Raw genomic sequence first — 18,392 nt, 5'->3', positions numbered from 1 at the left:
GCGAGGACAAGCACGCGGGTCAGTTGCCGCAGCAGCCGGCGGGAGGTGCGACGGTCTGCGTGGTCTGCTCCTGGCTTGCGGCGGGGGCCGCGGGGATGTCCTTGCCCATCTGGTCGGCGTCGGCCTTGACGACGTAGACCTCCCACGGTTCCTTGCCGGGGCCGTGCACCCACACCTTGTCCTGGAGCGCGTAGCAGCAGGAGGTGTCGTTCTCCTCGAAGGTGGCGAGCCCGGATTCCTTGAGGCGGCCGGTGGCGGCGGTGACCTCCTCGGTGGAGGTGACCTCGACGCCGAGATGGTCCAGGCGGGTCTCCTGGTCCGGCTCGCCCTCGATGAGAACGAGCTTGAGCGGCGGGGTGGTGATGGCGAAGTTCGCGTAGCCGGGACGGCGCTTGGCGGGCTCGACGCCGAAGAGCCTGGAGTAGAACGTCACCGACGCTTCGAGGTCCGCGACGTTGAGGGCGAGTTGCATACGGGACATGGCGTCTCCCTGATCAGGTTGCATCGATGTCTTTCGATTCAAGTTTGTGCCTTGCATCGAAAAACGTCAACATAGAAGCATGTCGAAAAAGGAATTCGTGATGGTGGGCCAGGAAGGTCCGGACGCCTGCTGCCCGGGGCTGCTGACGGCGCCGCTGGACGAGGGTCAGGCCGAGACGCTGGCGAAGGTTTTCAAGGCCCTGGGTGATCCGGTGCGGCTGAGGCTGCTGTCGATGATCGCCTCCCGCGCCGGCGGCGAGGTCTGCGTCTGCGACCTCACCCCGGTCTTCGCCCTCTCCCAGCCGACGATCTCCCACCACCTCAAACTGCTGAAGCAGGCCGGACTCATCGACTCCGAGCGACGCGGGACCTGGGTGTACTACCGACTACTGCCCCAGACGACCGACCGCCTCGCCACAGCCCTCACCCGCCCCGCCGGAGCACCCCTTCCCGAAGCCGTACCCACCGAGACCGCCTCGTGAGCACCAGCACCAGCGCCAGCACTGGCACCGCCCCACCCGCCGGGACGCTCGCCGCCCGGCTGTCGTACCTTCGGCCCGGCCCTGATGTTCACCCTCGGCTGGCCCCGAGTGAGGGCGCCCTACGCGGCGGCCGTGTCCAGAAGGCGGTGGCCGGCGGCCAGCGCCTCGGAGACGGCGCGCTCGGTGTTCTCGGCGGGGATCTGGTAGACGCCGAAGCCGAGGAGCGGCATTTCGACGCCGTTGTTGAGAGTGACGGTCTGCATCGACGGAATGTCCTTCGCTGTGCGGGGCAGTGACGGGCGGTGCGGCTGGTCAGCGTTCGAGCATCTGTGCCTGGGCCTCGGTGTGGGTGTCGCCGATCGCGGGCGGCAGGTTGCTCAGCTCGTTCAGCTGCCTGGCAGTGAGGGTGACCGCGTCGGCTGCGGTGTTCTCCTCGACGCGGCTGACGTGCTTGGTGCCGGGGATCGGGGCGATGTCATCGCCCTGGGCGAGCAGCCAGGCCAGCGCGACCTGCGCAGGCGTGGCGCCGGCCTCGGCAGCCAGAGCCTTGACCGCGTCGGCGAGTGCCAGGTTGCGCTGGAAGTTCTCCCCGGTGAAACGCGGGTTGCCGCGGCGGAAGTCCCCTTCGTCGAACTGGTCGGTGGAGCGGATGGTGCCGGTCAGGAAGCCGCGGCCCAGCGGGGAGAACGGGACCAGGCCGATGCTCAGCTCCCGGAGGACAGGGAGGACGCGCTCCTCGATCCCGCGGGTCCACAGTGAGTACTCCGACTGGACCGCCGAGACCGGCTGGACGGCGTGGGCGCGACGGATCGTGTCCGGGCCGGCCTCGGAGAGACCGAAGGCGCGCACCTTCCCCTCGGCGATCAACTCGCCCACGGCGCCGGCGGTTTCCTCGATCGGGGTGTTCGGGTCCACCCGGTGCTGGTAGTACAGGTCGATGTGGTCGGTACCCAGCCGCGTCAGGGAACCCTCAACCGCGGTACGGATGTTGGCCGGGCTGGAGTCCAGGTGCCACGCTCCGTCGCCGCCGTGTGCGACCAGACCGAACTTCGTCGCCAGCACCACCTTGTCCCGGCGGCCCTTCAGCGCCCGCCCGAGCAGCTCCTCGTTGGTATAGGGACCGTAGATCTCGGCGGTGTCGATGAGCGTGACGCCCAACTCCAGCGCCCGGTGCACGGTCCTGATCGACTCCGCGTCATCGGTGCCCGAGCCGGTGTAGCCGTGGGACATGCCCATGGCACCCAGCCCGATACGGGAAACCTCCAGGTCACGCAGCTTGATGTACCGCATCTCGCCTTCTCCGGTCGGTGGCGTCGCCCGTCTCCTCACACTCGCCGGGCCCGACAGGTCGTGCGGTCGGAGCCCGGACCATGCCAAGGGGGCCGGCGTCTTTCTCATCAACCTTCGCCCGGATTGCTCCGGTACGACAGGGCGGGCTCTTCCGGGGTAACGGCAGGGCCCCTCCGCCCTGTGGACCGGGTGCCCGCCGGGTGAGACTGGAGTCATGGCATCCCAAGCAGTTTGCGCCTCAACTCGCTTCCTTCAGGCGGCCGGTTCGTTGTGAGAACACCTCAGTCGGCCGTCAGAGGAAAGCAGTTCGCGAGTCGGCGCGGTTCGCCCGCCACGGTCGACGCGGCGGAGATGGAGCGGATGTAGGAGGAGGCGACGGCGGCGATGGTGCGGATGGCCGCGTTGATGCGGGCCGCCACATCGGTGACCGACCCTGCCGTACAGGCTGAGGTCGACGCTCACGACCGGGGTGTCTGCCGGATGTGGATCCCGGACGCGGCCGCGTTCAGGGCCATCGGGCGGGCCTACGTGGACGCCCCGCAGTGGCGTGCCGCGTACGACGGGGTCGCCTCCGGGCTGGCCGAGTACCAGCGGGACGCGATGGCCGCCTACGCCGACGCGCGGCTCAACTGACGCTCACGGATGGGTAGTTGGCTCAGTGGCCGCCTTTGGTGTGCGATGTCGGTGGGGCGTGGGTGATCCGGCGGACCCCGTAGTAGTCGGCGATGCAGGAGGCGGGCCACTGGGCGCGGCCGTGGTGGCGGAAGGGTTCGGTCATCTTGCTGAGGTGCAGTGGTGTGTACGGCAGGACCTGGGCTCCGGCGGCGGCCTGGTCCCGCATCCGCTGGTCCTGGGCGTCCCAGAGCTGTGCGTGGGTGCGCATCTGGGACCCGAGACCGGAGAGGGAGGTGGTGAGTGTGACACAGGCGAGGACGCACACCGTGGCGGCGGCGACGGCTCCCAGCACCCCGACTCCCTTCCGCACGGCGGGAGTTGGGAGTGCCCGGCTGCGCAGGGTGCGGGTGAGGAGGGTGCCCGCGTAGACGAGGAGAAGGATGTAGAGGAGCAGGTAGTCGTTCCAGAGGCGGGTCGAGGTGACCACTCCCCGGCCGAAGACGGGGTACGTGATGACCGTGCACACATAGCCCGAGACCAGCAGCGCGCAGACGCCCGCGCTGGCCACCAGCGCGTCGGTCTTCCCCGGGGCGCGGCGGCCCAGGGGCCCGCGGATCAGCAGGCCCAGGATGACGCCCGCCGCGACCGCACCGAGGTACGGCCAGGTCGTGAGGACGGCGGCGGCGATCTCCCGGAAGGCGTGCAGCGACGCGCGGAGGGAGTCGGCGGTGAGCATGGTCCCAGCGTGCTTCTTCTCCCGACGGTGCAGCGATCCCGGGGAGGTGTAGAGGACCAGGATGCCGATCACGACGCTCAGGATCCCGGCGGCGCTGCACGTCCGGAGGTACTCACGGCGCGCCTCGGGGAAGGCACGGCCGCTGATCAGCAGCGCGCAGGCCAGGACGGCGCACACCACGATGCTGGTCTCCTCGGAGAGCAGCCCCAGCGACACCCCCGCGATCACCACGGTGAGCAGTGCGAGGATCCGCCCGCGCCGCGTCGAGGCCCGCAGTACGGGGATGGCGGCCGCGCAGGCGAGCACCGGGGGCAGGGTGTGGGAGACGGAGGCGGCCGGCCAGTAGAACGTCTTGTACGTGTTGGGTGAGCCGAGCAGGAACAGCACCGTCACCATGGACGCCGCCAGCAGCCCGGCGCCCCGCGGGGCCCTGAGCCGGGCCGCGTGCAGGACGGCGGCGGCGAAGGCCCACAGCATCGCGAGCATCAGCAGGCCGCTGACCGGCGCGAACCACCGCTGGCCCGCCTCGCCGAACCGGGCGTAGGCCCACACCAGGACGGCGTTGGCGAGGCGCCCGTTGTCGTGGAAGTAGAACTTGCCCACCATCGCGGACAGTCCGCCGTCCCGGACCACCGGGATGAAGCACCAGTCGTCGCCGCCGGGACGCACCCACCGGGAGTTCCACGCGGCGAAGGCGAGCAGGGCGAGCGGCAGTACGGCCAGCAGCCCGGCCGCCGCCCCCGCGGGGCCCCACCAGCGCATATGCCCGGTATCCGGAGGTGCTTCATTCCGAACAGGCATGTCATTTCCCACCGGCTCGCCGTTCCGGACGGGCACGGTGTTCTGGCCAGCCGTTTGTGGGGCTTGTGCCACGGGCTGCCCCTTTCCCTTCGGGGCCGGAAAAGAATTCTCGGCGCGGAGAGCAGAGATACGGCCGGGATCGGGCCCGGCCCTGAGACCAATCTAGAAGAAGAAGACGGGCGTTCGGACCGCCGGGTTCCATCGGATCGGGACGAGATGCCGAAGACGGCAGAATGCCCCGCGCCACAGCATTCTTTTAGTTCTCCCTTAACTGTGATGCGCCATCATGACCGCAGTAGTCGGAAGGACTGCGCTCACACCGCCGAGGTGTCGAATGGACGGCTGCCGTATCTCCATTGTCGTGCCCTGTTTCAACGAGGAGGAGGTGATCAACACCTTTCACAGCGCCCTGACTTCGGTCCTCGCCGAGACACAGAGATCATTCGAGATCTGTTACGTCGACGACGGCAGCAGCGACACCACCTGCGCCCGTCTCCGCAGCCTGGCCGCCGCGGACGACCGGGTCCGCTACACCTCCTTCAGCCGGAATTTCGGCAAGGAGGCGGCGATGCTGGCGGGCCTGCGCATGTCACGCGGCGACGACGTGGTGCTGATGGACGCCGACCTCCAGCACCCGCCCGGACTGCTCCACCGCATGCTGGAGTTGCGGCAGCACGGCTATGACCAGGTCATCGCCCGCCGTGACCGGTCCGGCGAGGGGGCCGTGCGCAGGACGGTGAGTTCGGCGTACTACCGGGCGATCGGCCGCTGTATGGACGTCGATGTGGTGGACGGCGAAGGCGACTTCAGGCTGCTTTCCCGCCGCGCCGTCGACGCGGTACTCGCCCTGCCGGAAGCCAACCGGTTCTCCAAAGGAATCTTCTCCTGGATCGGTTTCGACACCGTCAGCTTCACGTACCAGAACGTCTGCCGGGCCGCGGGCCTTTCGAAATGGGGCGGCCGCCGGCTCCTCAACTACGGTATCGACGGCCTGATCTCCTTCAACAGCCGCCCCTTGCGCCTCGTCATCTACGCCGGGCTCGCCCTGTCGCTGGCGGCATTCGCGTACGCGCTGTGGATCATCGCCGATGTCGTCCTCACGGGCGTGGAAGTCCCCGGATTCCCCACACTGATCACCGCTGTGGTGGCGCTGGGCGGAATCCAGCTCGCCACCCTCGGCGTCATCGGCGAATACGTCGGCCGCATCTACAGCGAGACCAAACGGCGCCCGCTGTACGTGGTGCGCGAAACGGAGGAGAGTCCGGCGCGGGCCGTCCCGGACACGGGCGACGACAGCGGTCCGCCGACCCCGACGGTGCCGGGCGGGCGCCCTCCGAAAGCGGTTTTTGGCCGCGCCGGCGGACTGCACACCGTGCGGCAGTTCCTCACCTTCGGTTCGATCGGAATCGTCAACACCGCTGTGTACATGGGGGTGTTCGCCACGCTCAACCGGTGGATCCCCTATCTGGTCGCCCATGTCATCGGCTTCGCGGTGAGTGTCGTCGGCTCGTTCTTTCTGAACTCCTACGTCACCTGCCGCACCCGGCCCACCTGGCGCGCGTTCCTCCGCTTCCCGCTGTCGGCCCTCGTCAACATGGTGTCCAGCGGCGCCCTTCTCTTCCTGGGCGTGCACTCCCTGGGCATGGAGAAGAACATCGCCGCCCTCACCGCAGGAGTCCTCGCCACCCCCCTCTCCTTCCTGATCGCCCGCTGGGCCATCAACTCCGGTACCGGGCCTGCCACTCGGGAGGAATTGCGCACGGGAAAAACCCGCCGGGCCGATTCCCGGGAGGATTCCGTCCCCCGCCAAGACGCCTACCGGCGGGGCGAGTTGGAGCGGGAACCCGTGACGGCGGGGGAGGGGGTGGAGTGACGTACCCGGCGGCAGTGCAGTCCGGACGCTGCAGAAACGAGTAGGCCCGGCCTTCCTCAAGGGGGGCCGGGCAGCGTGCCCGTTTGGGGTGATAGGGGCGGAGGCGCCGGTCGGGTGCTAGCCGGTGGCCGTTGGCTTGGCGAGTGCCTTGCGGAGGCGCCGGTCCACGAGGGCCGGAGAACCGGCGACGACCATGAGCAGGTCGCCGCCCCGTACCGCAGTCTGCTTCACCACGGTGGTCTGTCCTGACACGGTGAAGGTCAGAACGTGACTCCACTGCGCGTCGCCGAGAGAGGGCGCGGAGGACTTCTGCGTGCTGATCTGCATGACGGTGCTGCCGGAGACGAGTCATAGTGCGGGCAAACCGAGAGAGGGGTCGCGCCCGCTATCTTGTGCCAGGCTCTGTCCCGCCGTTTGAAGCGTGAGATCACGCCGCAAGAGGCCGGGTTCTCAGCTTCCACCTCACCAGCGCAGGGGGCGCTGGACTGGCGCGTCGATCCCCTGATCGCGCTGAGCGACTTGGAGGGTGGAGTGGACACAGGCCGGCGGCGGTTGCTAGCGGGTGGTGTGTATTCCGCTGCGGCCTTGGTACTTCCGGACGAAGCGTGGTGGGACGGCATGTCGCAGCCGTCCGCGGAGGAGCCATCGACGGGGAAGCGTGTCGGTCACGGGGACGTCGAGACGGTACGAGAACTGACCCTGGCCTTCTCGCGCATGGACCAGCGGCGCGGCGGCGGTCACGGCCGGCGGGCGGTCGATGAGTATCTGAAGCACGATATCTACGACTTCCTCCGGGGCCGTTTCACCAACGACACGACCCGGCAGGCGATGTTCTCGGCGGCCGCCGAACTCGCCTACGTGTCCGGCTGGATGGCCTTCGACAACAGCGATCATGCGTTCGCGCTCCGGCGATTCAATACCGCGGTGAAGCTGGCAGCTCGTTCCGGCGATGCACCCCTCAGTGGACACATCCTGCGTGCGATGGCGCACCAGGCGCTCGACCTGGGTTTTCGCCGCGAAGCCCTCCAGATCGCACAGACTTCGGTGCACGGCGAGCGGTATACGGCAGCAACTCCCCGCGAACGAGCACTCCTTGGTGTGGTCCACGCGCGCACCCTCGCCGTGAATGGCCACAAGCAGCAGGCGACAGCGGCGCTTCTCCGCGCCGAGGACGATCTGTCGAAGGCCAGTGACGGGATCAGGGAGCCGGACCGGACCTTCTTCTTCGGCGAAGCGTCTCTCGCGCACGAGACCGCGTGCACACTGCGGGATCTCGGCGATCACCGTGGGCCCGTCAAGGAGTTCCGGCACTCCGTGCGCACGCGAGGAGCTGCGTTCCGGCGCACGCACGCGGTCACCCTCGGATACATGGGTGCCGCTCAGATCGCGCAGCGTGGAGTCGAGGAAGCCTGCGCGACGTGGACCAATGTCCTGGACGCGATGGAGGACGGAATCTACTCGGGCCGTGCCCGCCAGACGGTCGTTGACATGCGGCAACTTCTGTCGCCCTACCGCAAGCGCGGCATCCCCGTGACCAGCTCGCTTGACGCACGGGCCGCTTCATACCTGTCCCGAGTAGATTGATCACACATGTCATCGAGACCGATGGGAAGGGCTGGAGCCATGGCTTTGGAGATCAAGCCGATCGGCCAAGTTGTCGCAGGCCGTACCGCCATCGCTGATGACTTCTGGGGAGGTGTCGAGTCCGTGATCCAGCTCGACGCAGAGTTCCCCCTCGACTCCGTGCAGGGCCTGGAAGAGTTCTCCCACCTGGTCGTCGTGTGGCACTTCGACCAGGCGTCTCCCGATGACATCGAATACCACGCACGTAGCCCTCGTGGAAACGCCCGGTGGCCGGCCACCGGCACGTTCGCCCACCGAAATCACCGAAGGCCCAACCAACTGGCGCAAAGCTTCCCGCGGTTGCTGAAGGTCGACGGGCTCAGCCTGTATGTGACCGACCTGGACGCCGTGGTCGGCACGAAGATCTACGACCTGTCGCCCTACTTCGCGGAGATGGGACCGCGCGGGACCGTCCACGAGCCCGCATGGCCCGGCGAGATGCTGGCGAACTACTGGACCAAACCAGCCTGACCCGGCGGCTCACTCGTGGTCCGGCGGCGGACGCACCTCGACGCCGATCTCTGCCGCATCAGAACGTGCACCTGCCCGGAGAACGGGTGAAGGACGAGCCCCGCCTCTCGCCCTCGCTGAAGCACAGTGCGACGTTGTGTTGATCGGTCTCTTCGGCGGAGACGCGGAAGGCGCCGCCGTAGAAGCCGTCCGTCCGGTCTTGGGGCTGCCAATCCCGGCACTGGCCGAGTTCGACGCCCTCCAAGGGCTCACCGGCTACGGGGCCTACCAAGACTCTGTCGGTACTCCCTCCAGGAGGGACTCTCTCAGCGCCGCAGTCAGCCGAGCGCGACGGCTACGTTGCTGAGCACGCACTTGGCAGATCCGCCCACGAGGAAGAAGTGACCCGACCTATGAACGACGACGTCCACGCCGCCCTTGATATCGCCCCGGACGCCTCGTCCCGCGAGCGCACCGTCGACATCACCACCTACGGCGCGTCCAGTGGGGAGCCGCGGCGGATCGAGATCTGGTTCCACCACGTCGACGGGCGCTGGTTCCTCAGCGGGAGCCCTGGCCGACGCGACTGGTACGCCAACTTGCTCAAGGACCCGCGGATGGTCGTGCACCTCAAGCACGGCGTGACGGCAGACGTGGCCGCGAGGGGCGTGCAGATCACAGACCCGCATGAGAAGCGGCGTCTCGTCACGCTCATCCTGCACGGACTCGAGAGGATGGGCGGGTGGACGACGGCGTCTGCCGAGAACATCGACGCCTGGACCCGGGGGAGCCCGCTGGTCGAGATCGAGTTCGAGGAGAACAGCACGCCGTGAGCCCCGGTTCGGCGGCTGCCGACTGGCCAGAGGATGAGCCCGCGCTGCGGTCCCGCAAGCATCTCCTGAACGAGAGGAGGGCCGATCCCCTGGCTCGTCGGGTCCGCCGCTAGGGCGCTCCGCGACTTCGCCTTCGGCGAGCCATTGAGGTCGGCGTTGCCGAGTTCCGCAGCGACGGCCGCAGCGTCTCTTTCCAGAAGGCCGGCTCGGCGATCTCCACTTGCTGCTGATCGGCGCGCGGCGTCGGAGGTCCCGCGCGTAGGACGCCTGATCAGTCGGCGACAACGCGAGTATCCAGGGGGAGGGCCCTTCGCCATGTGCGCATGGTCCATGGGTTTGACCGTAAGCCGGTGCCAACGAGGAGATCGACGCGGCTGGACGGTGCCTCGGGCAGAGCAGAGCCCCGGCGACATCGCTTGATCGAGCCAGGGGGCCACCGGGGTGTTCGCAGCCGATCCTGCCACAGCGGTCTGGACCTGCGGGTGGAGACGCAGATCGAGCGTCACTGCGCTTGCTTGTCGGCGCTTCTGATCGCCGAGGCTCTAATGGATCCTCTGCTGCTCCCGCCGTTTGAAAACTTCGGTCCTCTTGTAAAGAACCTTGGCGTTCCTTCCTCGGCCGAGCTTGTAGCCTTTCAAGCCTAGTTTTGAAGCTTCCCTGTAGAACCACGCTGTGGACATGCTGAGCATCGTCGCCACGTCAGATGTATCCATACGGATAGGCTCGACGTTACGCGTCGGAGGAATTTAATGGCGCTGCCTTACGTCACCGTCAGGGGCCGTAGGTCGATTGTTGACATCGTCCTGAGGATCGCCGGTTTGGCTAACCGGCGATCCGGCTGTATGTTCGCGCGCTGCTTTGATGCGCCCGGTGTCCTTGATATTCCGTTGGCGCCGCTTCCTCAGAAGCGGAACGGGCGGTCTGGTCAAGCCGCTTCGAGTAGGCGAGTGAACCGGGCTCTGGAAAGACGGCCGGTGCCCTGGTTGCTGATCCGGTCGCCTGAGTGACGGCGGTCACGGTCATCCGCGGAGGGGGCTGAGTAGGCTTGTGCCGTCGTCGTGGTGAAGTTCGGGCGGGCGTGGCAAGCCTCCTGGATCGACATGACGGTACGTCAGAAAAGTCAGCAAGTGGTCAGCATGAGTCCTGGAAAACGCGGGGAATGCTGGCCGGACATGCGACTGGTCACGGAGCAAGGAAAACGCCCTTGACCTGCGAAAAGGCAGGCAGGGAGCTGAGATCCGGGAGTGCCTTGATGTTGCGCACCATGTTCAAGTCCAAGATTCACCGGGCCACCGTCACTCAGGCCGATCTGCACTATGTGGGGTCGGTGACGATCGACGGGGAGTTGTTGGAGGCGGCGGATCTGCTGCCGGGGGAGTTGGTGCACATTGTGGACATCAGTAATGGGGCGCGGTTGGAGACGTATGTGATCGAGGGGGAGCGGGGCTCGGGGGTGGTTGGGATCAATGGGGCCGCCGCGCATCTGGTGCACCCCGGGGACCTGGTGATCATCATCAGTTATGCGCAGGTCGAGGACGCCGAGGCGCGTCGGTTGCGGCCGCGGGTGGTGCATGTGGACGGGGGCAACCGGATCGTCTCGCTGGGCGCGGACCCCTCGGAGCCGGTGCCCGGTGGTGACCAGCGGCGCAGCCCGGGGGCGGTACCGGCGGCGTACTGAGCGTCGCCCGTGGTGGTACGGGGCGGGGCCGTGTGCCGGGTGATCGGGCCGGGTACCCGCAGGGTGGGTCCGGACGCCCGGCGGGGCCGCCGGACGGTTTGACCGTACGCACGGCTGGGAGGCCGTCATGACGCATCCCCACCCCGACCCGGTGCCGCCGGGGCCCACTCCGGGGCCGAGTCCCGAGCCCGGTCCGCCGTCTCCCGTACCCGAGCCGGGACCGGAACCGGCGCCCGAGCCCGGCCCCGCTCCCGGCCCGCGGCCCGTGCCCGAGCCCGCGCCGTCACCGATTCCCAAGCCGCCCGGCCCCGACCCGGTACCGGAGCCCGACCCGCGGCCCGGACCGATCAGGCGGGGACCCCAAGTGCCGTGAGCCGAGGACCGGTTAACGCGATGTGCGGGCCTACGCCTCCGTCTCGGTGCGGTCCTGGCCCCAGAGGGTGTGGAAGGAGCCGGGGATGTCGGTGCGGCGGTAGGTGTGGGCGCCGAAGTAGTCGCGCTGGGCCTGGGTGAGGGCGGCGGGGAGGCGGGGGGCGCGCAGGGCGTCGTAGTAGGCGAGGGCCGCGGCGAAACCGGGGGCCGGGACGCCCTGCCGTACCGCGGCCGACACCACCGCACGCCAGTCGTCCTGGGCGGCCGCGGTCTCCGCGGCGAAGCCCTTGTCGGCGAGGAGGCTCGGCAGGTCGGGGCGGGCCGCGTAGGCGCTGCGGATGCGGTCCAGGAACGCGGCGCGGATGATGCAGCCGCCGCGCCAGATCGCGGCCACCGCCCCCGGGTCGACGTCCCAGCCGTACTGCTCGCTGCCGGCGGTGATCTCGTGGAAGCCCTGGGTGTAGGAGACGATCTTCGAGGCGTAGAGCGCCTGTTCCACCTGGTCGGCGAAGGCGGCGGCGGCCTGCTCGTCCAGCGGCTGCGGGGTGGGGCCGGCCAGGTCGCGGGAGGCCTCGCGCAGGGCGGCGTGCCCGGACAGGGAGCGGGCGAAGACGGCCTCCGCGATCCCGGACACCGGCACTCCCAGGTCCAGCGCGGTCTGCACGGTCCAGCGTCCGGTGCCCTTCTGCTCGGCCTGGTCGAGCACCACGTCCACGAAGGGCTGCCCGGTGCGGGCGTCGACGTGGGCGAGGACCTCGGCGGTGATCTCGATGAGGTACGAGTCGAGCCGCCCGGCGTTCCAGCCGCGGAAGATCTCGGCGATCCGGGCCGGGGAGTAGCCGGCGACGTCGCGCAGCAGTTGGTACGCCTCGCCGATGAGCTGCATATCGGCGTACTCGATGCCGTTGTGCACCATCTTCACGAAGTGCCCGGCGCCGTCCGGACCGATGTGGGTGCAGCAGGGGCTGCCGTCGGGGGCGGTGGCCGCGATGCTCTCCAGCAGCGGGCCGAGGGAGGCGTAGGACTCGGTGGAGCCGCCGGGCATGATGCTGGGCCCGTTCAGCGCGCCCTCCTCGCCGCCGGAGATTCCGCTGCCGACGAAGTGGAGGCCCCGCTCCCGCAGGGCGCGTTCCCGGCGCCGGGTGTCCTCGAAGTGGGCGTTTCCGCCGTCGATGAGGACATCGCCCTCCTCCAGCAGCGCGGCGAACTCCTCGATGACCGCGTCGGTGGCCGCACCCGCCTTGACCATGATCACGATCCGGCGGGGCCGGACCAGGGAGGCGACGAACTCCTCGGCGCTCTCGGCCGGTACGAAGTCCCCTTCGTGGCCGTGGGCGTCGATCAGGGCGCGGGTGCGGGCCGGGGTGCGGTTGTGGACGGCGACGGTGTGGCCGTGGCGGGCGAAGTTCCGGGCGAGGTTGCTGCCCATGACGGCGAGCCCGGTGACGCCGATACGGGCGGTGGGTTCGGGGGCGGACGTGCTGGGCATTCGGGGCTCCACTCGGGTCGGCGTACAGGGGCACTGCGGTCGCGCCGGCGGGCGGCCCGGGAGTGGGGGCGGGCCGCGGGGCCCGCCCGTCCGGCGCCCGGCCATGGTGACATGCGGCACCGGGCCCGCCCCCGCCGCCGGCCGCTCCGGCTCGGCCCGGTCGTCCAACGGGCGGGCCGGCAGGCGCCGTTGGCGGGGCGCGGTACCGGGGCGGGTCAGGTGGTGGCGAGGGAGATCCCGGTGGACTTCACCAGGAGGTCGACCGCGGTGCCCTCGACCAGCCGGAGGTCCCCGGCGGACTCGGCGGTGATCGCCGCGGTCACCTCCTGTCCGCCCGCGAGGCGGACCCGGACGGTCGCCATGGCTTCCCCGGTGGTGACGGAGGTGACGGTGTCGGGAAGCTGGTTGCGGATGCTCAGGCTCATGGCTGCGCTGCCTCACAGGGTGCGGGTCGGCCGTGGAAACGGCGGCTCGATGATGTCCGCCGTATTGTGCGGGTTTGCATCATCTGGCGGCCGTCGCCCGCTCCCCGCCGTCGTGCGGGTCATCCGATCGGTTGACCCGCGCGTCTTCCGGGGCCGCCGACAATGACGGGGAGGCCGGGACGTCTGCCGAGGAGTGTGTGCCGTGGGAATCAGAGGGTGGAGCGGGGGCGGGGGTGCGGAGGAACGCGATGCGCGGGTGCTCGCCTTCGTCACCCATGCGGCCTTCTTCCTGCTGCTCGGCTCCTCGCTGGCGCGCTTCGCGCAGCGGCACGGCGGGGAGCCGCGCGCACCGTGGACCGTCGCGCTCGCCGCCGTACTCGCGCTGCTGTACCTGGTGGAGCTGGCCACCGGGGCCTTCACCGAGGCACGGGGTGCGGTGTCGCGGCCGCGGTGGGACCGGCTGCTGTGGCTGGTCGCGGTGGTCGCCGTCTGGGCGGTGCTGGTGGCGCTGGCGCCGTCGTTCGCCTGGGTGGCGGTGCCCCTCTTCTACACGGTGCTGCGGATGCTGCCGACCCGCGCCGCCTACGTACTGGTGGGGCTGCTGACCGTGCTGGTGGTGATCGCCCAACTCCAGCTCGCGCGCCGGGTCGACGTCGATCTGGTCGTCGGGCCGCCCGCCGTGGCCGCGCTCGCCACCGCGGTCTTCACGCGCATGGAACGGCAGGCCCAGCGGCAGCGCGCCCTCATCGACGACCTGAGCACCATGCGCCGTGAACTCGCCGCCACCGAGCGCCGCGCCGGCACCCTCGCGGAACGCCAGCGGCTCTCCATGGAGATCCACGACACCCTCGCCCAGGGCCTGTCCAGCCAGCAGATGCTGCTCCAGGCCGCCGAACGCACCTGGGAGTCCGCCCCGGACAAGGCCCGCGGCCATGTACGGTCCGCCACCGCCATCGCCGAGCACAATCTGACCGAGGCCCGCCGCTTCGTCCAGGACCTCGCCCCCGCCGACCTGGTGCAGGCCGGCGGCAGCCTCCACCAGGCGCTGGGCGCCCTCGCCGGCCGCGAGTCCGGCGAGCGGCTCACCGTCCGGCTGCACCTCGACGGCAGCGACGCGGAGCTTCCCGAGACGGTCCGCGCGGCCCTGCTCCGTATCGCCCAGGGCGCCCTCGCCAATGTCCGGGAGCACTCCGGTGCGGCGACCGCCGCGCTCACCCTGACCTGCCTGGACGACCAGGTGGTGCTGGATGTCGCGGACGACGGCCGCGGCTTCGACCCGGCCGCCGCCCCCGGCCGGACCGCCGACGGACGCGGTCACGGGGTGGCGGCGATGCGGGCCCGGGTGCGGCAGCTCGGCGGCACCCTCACCATCGAGTCCCGGCCCGGATCGGGCACCGTCGTCACCGCCGCTGTCCCCCTGGAGCCGAACTGATGAACCCGTCCACCCCGCCCACCGCCCCCGTGCGCGTCCTGCTCTGCGACGACCATGCGGTGGTCCGCGCGGGACTCCAGGCACTGCTGGACAGCGCGGACGGAATCGAGGTGGTGGGGGAGGCCGGCACCGGCGAGGAGGCGCTGGCGCTCTGCGCCAGGCTCCGGCCCGACCTGGTGCTGATGGACCTCCAACTCGGCGCGGGCATCGACGGGGTGGAGACCACCCGCCGCCTCACCGCCACCCCCGGCGAGGACGGCCCGCGCGTCCTGGTCCTCACCACCTACGACACCGACGCCGACATCACCCGCGCCATGCGGGCCGGGGCCACCGGCTATCTGCTGAAGGCGGAGCGGCCCGAGGAGTTCTTCGCCGCGATCCACGCCGCCGCACAGGGGCGGATGGCGTTGTCGCCGCCCGTCGCCACCCGCGTGATGGCACAGATGCGGCACCCCGGGCCGACCCTCACCGACCGGGAACGCGACATCCTCGCCCACCTCTCCCAGGGCCTGGCCAACCGGGAGATCGCCAGGGCCCTCTTCATCAGCGAGGCCACCGTCAAGACTCACCTCGGCCGGATCTACGCCAAGCTCGGCGTCGACACCCGGGCCGCCGCCGTGGCCATCGCGAAGGAGCAGCGACTGCTGCCCTGACTCCCGCTGGCCGCTCAACGGCGTTGTGTACGGCGGCTGTTGGCAGGCCGGCGTGATATGCGGGCGGTCGGGTTTCGGCCGGGGCCGGGTGGCGGGGCGGGTGTGGCGACCGTGGGGGCGGTAGCGGGCAGTCCGCAGTACACGGGGGTGGTGCGGGGCCGCGGGGCAGGTCCGCGGGCGTCGAATCCGAGTGAAATGCACGGCTCATTGCTGTCTTGTCATGGCCTGTTCCGGGCGCTTAGTTTTGCGGCGCCTTGTGACGGGAGGCGGCCCCACGCGGCTGCCCGGCGGGGTGCGCCACGTGGAACGAGACGCGCCCCCGCCCGGGGCCGCACCTAGGGGGTCGCCTCATGGCCGTACGCGGACGCCACCGCAGACATCAGCCGAACCGGATCAACCGGGCCTCGCTCACCGCCACCGTCGGCGGCGCCGGTATGGCGATCCCGCTCATCGGGGCGGCCCCCGCGGGCGCCGCCGACGCCGCGACCTGGAGCAAGGTCGCCGCCTGCGAGGCCAGCGGTGACTGGAGCATCAACACCGGCAACGGCTACTACGGCGGGCTCCAGTTCAGCGGCAGCACCTGGGCCGAGTACGGCGGGCTCGCCTACGCGCGGCGGGCCGACCTCGCCACCCGGGAGCAGCAGATCGCCGTCGCCGAGCGGGTGCTGCGCGGCCAGGGCCCCGGCGCCTGGCCGGCCTGCGGCCCCCGCGCCGGACTGAACCGCGACACCGCCGCCCACCCGGACCGCGGCACCCCGCACGTCGCCCGCCCGGCCCCGTCGAAGACCCCCACCGTCGCCGAACCGGCCACCGCACACCGCGGGGCCGGGGAAGCGGGGGTGGGACCCGAGGACACCCCGCAGTCCCGGGCCGGCAGCGCCCGGATGTACACCGTGGTGCGCGGCGACAGCCTTTCCGGGATCGCCGACGAGCAGCGGGTACCGGGCGGTTGGCACCGGCTCTACGCGGTGAACCGCGAGATCGTCGGTGAGGACCCGGACCTGATCGTGCCCGGCCAGCGCCTCACCCTGGACCCGACCGCCGGACCCACCACCCCGCCCCCGCGCCGCACCCCCGCACCACGTCCCCCCACCCGGCACACCCAGCCCACCACGGACACCAGCCGCGACCACCGGTCCGCCGACGAACGCGACCACCCCGACCGCGACCACCACGACCAGGACCGCGGTACCGCCCCCGCCGCCCGTAAGCACACCCCCGCGCCCCGTGCCCGCGAGCACGCGCCCGCCCCCGCCGAGCGGCACCGGACCCCGGCCCACCCCGCGCACGACAGCGGCAAGAACCTTGTGGCCCCGGTCTCCGCCGCCATCGGCACCGCGTACCACGCGGCCGGCGGCTCCTGGTCGAAGGGCTACCACACCGGCGTCGACTTCCTTGTGCCGACGGGGACTTCGGTCAAGGCCGTCGGCGCGGGCCGGGTGACCGCGGCCGGCTGGGGCGGCAGCTACGGCTACCAGGTGGTGGTCCGGCACGCCGACGGCCGCTACAGCCAGTACGCCCACCTCTCCGCGATCTCGGTACGGGCCGGGCAGCGGGTGGGGGTCGGGCAGCGGCTCGGGCGGTCCGGGGCCACCGGCAATGTGTCGGGCCCGCATCTGCACTTCGAGGTGCGGACCGGGCCCGGCTTCGGCTCCGACGTCGACCCGCTCGCCTATCTGCGGGCCCGCGGCGTCAGGATCTGAGACCCGACTGCGGTGGCGGCAGCGGTCCGCAGGGGCCGCTGCCCGCGTGCAGCAGATCGTCGGGCGCGGCGGCGGGGCGAGAGCGGCCGGCCGCGGATCCGGGTAGGTCGGCGAGCGGTCCCAGGATCGGCGGGGCCGCCAACTCGGCCGGTTCCGGCAGCCGTTCGGGCCTGGGCACCCCGGAGTACTCGTCCATCACGACCCGGCGCACCGCCCCCGGCAGCACCACCGCCATCCCCGGCCGCGGCACCCGCACCGCGGCCCGTACGACGCCGCGGGCGGTGACCGGGAGGGTGGGGGCGGTGCCCGCGGCGGTCGGTGCCGTCGGCATCGCCGTCTCGTCTGCCGGTTCCAGCCGGGTGCTCCCGCCCGGGCTCGCCGTATGTGCCTCGGGCAGCGCCCTCGGCTGTGCCGTCTCGCCGGAGGCCGTCGTCCCGGCGGTGAGGCGTTCCGTGGTGAGGAGGATCAGGCCGCCGGCCGCGACGACTCCGCAGCCGAGGGCGAGGGCGGTGCCCGCGGTGCCGTAGCGGAAGGTCTCACCGAAGAGGGTGAGGCCGACGGCGGCGGCGATCACCGGGTTGACCACGGTGACCGTGGCCAGCGGTGCGGCCAGGCCCGCGCCGCGGTAGGAGGCCTGGGAGAGGAGCAGGCCGCCCGCGGCGAGTACCACGATCACGCCCAGGCTGGGCAGCAGCAGGCCGCCGACGCCGCTGCGGGTCCAGTCCACGGCGACGGTCTTGGTGAAGACGGAGGCGATACCGAAGGCGAGGCCCGCCGCCGTGGCCAGCAGCACCGCGCGCACCGCGGGATGCCGGTGCACGGCCTGGGCGGCCACCAGCAGCGCCACCACCGAACCGCCGGTGACCACCGCGACCATCACCCGCTGCGGGCCGTCCAGCGAGCCGGTGTCGGAACCGCTGGTGAGGGCGAGGAGTCCGGCCAGGCCGACCGTCGCCATCAGCGCCCCGCGCCAGGCCGTGGACCCGGCCCGCCGGCCGACCAGCAGCGCCGCCATCGGCAGCGCGAAGACGATGGTGAGGGCGCCGAGCGGCTGCACCAGGCTGAGCGGACCGTAGGCCAGCGCCACCACATGCAGCAGTGCGCCCAGGCCGTTCAGGATCACCGCCGCCCACCAGGCGGGGCGGCGCAGCGGCGCGTACTGGCGGGCGGGCCCGGTGGCGGCGACCCGCTCCTGGAGGATGGCGCCGCCCGCGTACGCGACCGCCGAGACCAGGGAGAGCAGCACGGACACGGCGAGAGGACTCATCGGGCGTCCCCCGGGGTCCGCGCGGCCCGCACCAGGTCCGGGGTGCGATGCGGTCCACGCGGCGTACGGTCGGCTTCCATACTTCTACGATGCCTCGCGCCGCCACCCCGCGTCGTCGTCCCTGAGCACTCAATACGTCGTACTACCGATGGAGTACCCGGAGGTCGGGGTCCTCCCCCAGGGGGGTGGC

The 18,392-nt window shown here is 70.8% G+C and carries 15 protein-coding genes and 3 pseudogenes; 10 read left to right on the top strand and 8 right to left on the bottom strand.

Annotated features, from left to right (window positions below):
• Positions 1–19: 19 nt before the first annotated feature.
• Positions 20–481, bottom strand: coding sequence for an ArsI/CadI family heavy metal resistance metalloenzyme (locus ACFVST_RS00510; RefSeq protein ID WP_390145343.1), 462 nt, complete (start codon positions 479–481; stop codon positions 20–22).
• A gap of 79 nt (positions 482–560) precedes the next feature.
• On the opposite strand from ACFVST_RS00510, the gene ACFVST_RS00505 reads away from it, so the two are divergent.
• The gene (locus ACFVST_RS00505; RefSeq protein WP_390145341.1) at positions 561–962 is read left to right on the top strand and encodes an ArsR/SmtB family transcription factor; all 402 of its coding nucleotides are present in this window, start codon (positions 561–563) and stop codon (positions 960–962) included.
• A 122-nt stretch (positions 963–1,084) separates the two neighbouring features.
• Here ACFVST_RS00505 and ACFVST_RS00500 read toward each other — a convergent pair.
• Positions 1,085–1,225 (bottom strand): annotated as a pseudogene (locus tag ACFVST_RS00500) (aldo/keto reductase); the annotation flags it as partial.
• A gap of 49 nt (positions 1,226–1,274) precedes the next feature.
• Positions 1,275–2,252 (bottom strand): aldo/keto reductase, encoded by a 978-nt coding sequence (locus tag ACFVST_RS00495; protein ID WP_390145339.1) that lies wholly within the window; start codon positions 2,250–2,252, stop codon positions 1,275–1,277.
• 381 nt (positions 2,253–2,633) lie between these two features.
• On the opposite strand from ACFVST_RS00495, the pseudogene ACFVST_RS00490 reads away from it, so the two are divergent.
• Positions 2,634–2,885, top strand: a pseudogene (locus tag ACFVST_RS00490) (TipAS antibiotic-recognition domain-containing protein); the annotation flags it as partial.
• Positions 2,886–2,907: 22 nt separating this feature from the next.
• On the opposite strand, the gene ACFVST_RS00485 reads toward ACFVST_RS00490, so the two are convergent.
• Positions 2,908–4,404 (bottom strand): DUF6056 family protein, encoded by a 1,497-nt coding sequence (locus tag ACFVST_RS00485; RefSeq protein WP_390145337.1) that lies wholly within the window; start codon positions 4,402–4,404, stop codon positions 2,908–2,910.
• Between the two features lie 334 nt (positions 4,405–4,738).
• Between ACFVST_RS00485 and ACFVST_RS00480 the strand changes: the two genes are divergently transcribed.
• Entirely contained in the window at positions 4,739–6,277 is a 1,539-nt protein-coding gene (locus ACFVST_RS00480) for a glycosyltransferase (RefSeq protein ID WP_390145335.1), read from the top strand.
• A gap of 117 nt (positions 6,278–6,394) precedes the next feature.
• Here the strand turns inward: ACFVST_RS00480 and ACFVST_RS00475 are convergent, their stop codons facing one another.
• Positions 6,395–6,604, bottom strand: coding sequence for a hypothetical protein (locus tag ACFVST_RS00475; RefSeq protein WP_390145333.1), 210 nt, complete (start codon positions 6,602–6,604; stop codon positions 6,395–6,397).
• A gap of 87 nt (positions 6,605–6,691) precedes the next feature.
• On the opposite strand from ACFVST_RS00475, the gene ACFVST_RS00470 reads away from it, so the two are divergent.
• From ACFVST_RS00470 to panD, 4 genes are all read left to right on the top strand, one after another.
• Complete coding sequence (locus ACFVST_RS00470) at positions 6,692–7,861, top strand: Tat pathway signal protein (protein ID WP_390145331.1); 1,170 nt, start codon at positions 6,692–6,694, stop codon at positions 7,859–7,861.
• Between the two features lie 39 nt (positions 7,862–7,900).
• Complete coding sequence (locus ACFVST_RS00465) at positions 7,901–8,371, top strand: TrmO family methyltransferase (RefSeq protein WP_390145329.1); 471 nt, start codon at positions 7,901–7,903, stop codon at positions 8,369–8,371.
• A 392-nt stretch (positions 8,372–8,763) separates the two neighbouring features.
• Positions 8,764–9,183, top strand: coding sequence for a nitroreductase/quinone reductase family protein (locus ACFVST_RS00460; RefSeq protein ID WP_390145327.1), 420 nt, complete (start codon positions 8,764–8,766; stop codon positions 9,181–9,183).
• Positions 9,184–10,435: 1,252 nt separating this feature from the next.
• Positions 10,436–10,861 (top strand): aspartate 1-decarboxylase, encoded by a 426-nt coding sequence (gene panD / locus ACFVST_RS00455; protein WP_390145325.1) that lies wholly within the window; start codon positions 10,436–10,438, stop codon positions 10,859–10,861.
• 403 nt (positions 10,862–11,264) lie between these two features.
• Here panD and gndA read toward each other — a convergent pair whose 3' ends face one another.
• The gene (gene gndA / locus ACFVST_RS00450; protein ID WP_390145323.1) at positions 11,265–12,722 is read right to left on the bottom strand and encodes an NADP-dependent phosphogluconate dehydrogenase; all 1,458 of its coding nucleotides are present in this window, start codon (positions 12,720–12,722) and stop codon (positions 11,265–11,267) included.
• A gap of 221 nt (positions 12,723–12,943) precedes the next feature.
• Positions 12,944–13,147, bottom strand: a pseudogene (locus ACFVST_RS00445) (molybdopterin-binding protein); the annotation flags it as partial.
• A gap of 202 nt (positions 13,148–13,349) precedes the next feature.
• Between ACFVST_RS00445 and ACFVST_RS00440 the strand changes: the two are divergent.
• From ACFVST_RS00440 to ACFVST_RS00430, 3 genes are all read left to right on the top strand, one after another.
• Positions 13,350–14,579 carry a sensor histidine kinase gene (locus ACFVST_RS00440; RefSeq protein ID WP_390145321.1) on the top strand — a complete coding sequence of 410 codons (1,230 nt, stop codon included), beginning with the start codon at positions 13,350–13,352 and terminating at the stop codon, positions 14,577–14,579.
• Complete coding sequence (locus ACFVST_RS00435; protein WP_390145319.1) at positions 14,579–15,232, top strand: response regulator; 654 nt, start codon at positions 14,579–14,581, stop codon at positions 15,230–15,232. The genes ACFVST_RS00440 and ACFVST_RS00435 overlap by 1 nt, the downstream gene beginning before the upstream one ends.
• A gap of 350 nt (positions 15,233–15,582) precedes the next feature.
• Positions 15,583–16,935 carry a transglycosylase family protein gene (locus tag ACFVST_RS00430; protein WP_390145317.1) on the top strand — a complete coding sequence of 451 codons (1,353 nt, stop codon included), beginning with the start codon at positions 15,583–15,585 and terminating at the stop codon, positions 16,933–16,935.
• On the opposite strand, the gene ACFVST_RS00425 is transcribed toward ACFVST_RS00430, so the two are convergent.
• Positions 16,925–18,202 (bottom strand): DMT family transporter, encoded by a 1,278-nt coding sequence (locus tag ACFVST_RS00425; protein ID WP_390145315.1) that lies wholly within the window; start codon positions 18,200–18,202, stop codon positions 16,925–16,927. The genes ACFVST_RS00430 and ACFVST_RS00425 overlap by 11 nt on opposite strands.
• Between the last annotated feature and the right edge of the window lie 190 nt (positions 18,203–18,392).

The sequence above is a fragment of the Streptomyces sp. NPDC058045 genome (assembly GCF_042885635.1).
GTDB lineage: Bacteria > Actinomycetota > Actinomycetes > Streptomycetales > Streptomycetaceae > Streptomyces.
Note: the sequence above shows the minus strand (reverse complement) of the source record. Positions and strands in the feature narration are given on the sequence as shown.

Bases quoted from the DNA above. Each gene is read 5' to 3' on its own strand.
- ACFVST_RS00480 (WP_390145335.1), top strand. From the start codon at position 4,739: ATGGACGGCTGCCGTATCTCCATTGTCGTGCCCTGTTTCAACGAGGAG.
- ACFVST_RS00475 (WP_390145333.1), bottom strand. From the start codon at position 6,604: ATGCAGATCAGCACGCAGAAGTCCTCCGCGCCCTCTCTCGGCGACGCG.
- ACFVST_RS00495 (WP_390145339.1), bottom strand. From the start codon at position 2,252: ATGCGGTACATCAAGCTGCGTGACCTGGAGGTTTCCCGTATCGGGCTG.
- ACFVST_RS00430 (WP_390145317.1), top strand. From the start codon at position 15,583: ATGGCCGTACGCGGACGCCACCGCAGACATCAGCCGAACCGGATCAAC.
- ACFVST_RS00435 (WP_390145319.1), top strand. From the start codon at position 14,579: ATGAACCCGTCCACCCCGCCCACCGCCCCCGTGCGCGTCCTGCTCTGC.
- ACFVST_RS00485 (WP_390145337.1), bottom strand. From the start codon at position 4,404: ATGCCTGTTCGGAATGAAGCACCTCCGGATACCGGGCATATGCGCTGG.
- ACFVST_RS00505 (WP_390145341.1), top strand. From the start codon at position 561: ATGTCGAAAAAGGAATTCGTGATGGTGGGCCAGGAAGGTCCGGACGCC.
- ACFVST_RS00425 (WP_390145315.1), bottom strand. From the start codon at position 18,202: ATGAGTCCTCTCGCCGTGTCCGTGCTGCTCTCCCTGGTCTCGGCGGTC.
- ACFVST_RS00465 (WP_390145329.1), top strand. From the start codon at position 7,901: ATGGCTTTGGAGATCAAGCCGATCGGCCAAGTTGTCGCAGGCCGTACC.
- ACFVST_RS00460 (WP_390145327.1), top strand. From the start codon at position 8,764: ATGAACGACGACGTCCACGCCGCCCTTGATATCGCCCCGGACGCCTCG.
- gndA (WP_390145323.1), bottom strand. From the start codon at position 12,722: ATGCCCAGCACGTCCGCCCCCGAACCCACCGCCCGTATCGGCGTCACC.
- panD (WP_390145325.1), top strand. From the start codon at position 10,436: ATGTTGCGCACCATGTTCAAGTCCAAGATTCACCGGGCCACCGTCACT.
- ACFVST_RS00510 (WP_390145343.1), bottom strand. From the start codon at position 481: ATGTCCCGTATGCAACTCGCCCTCAACGTCGCGGACCTCGAAGCGTCG.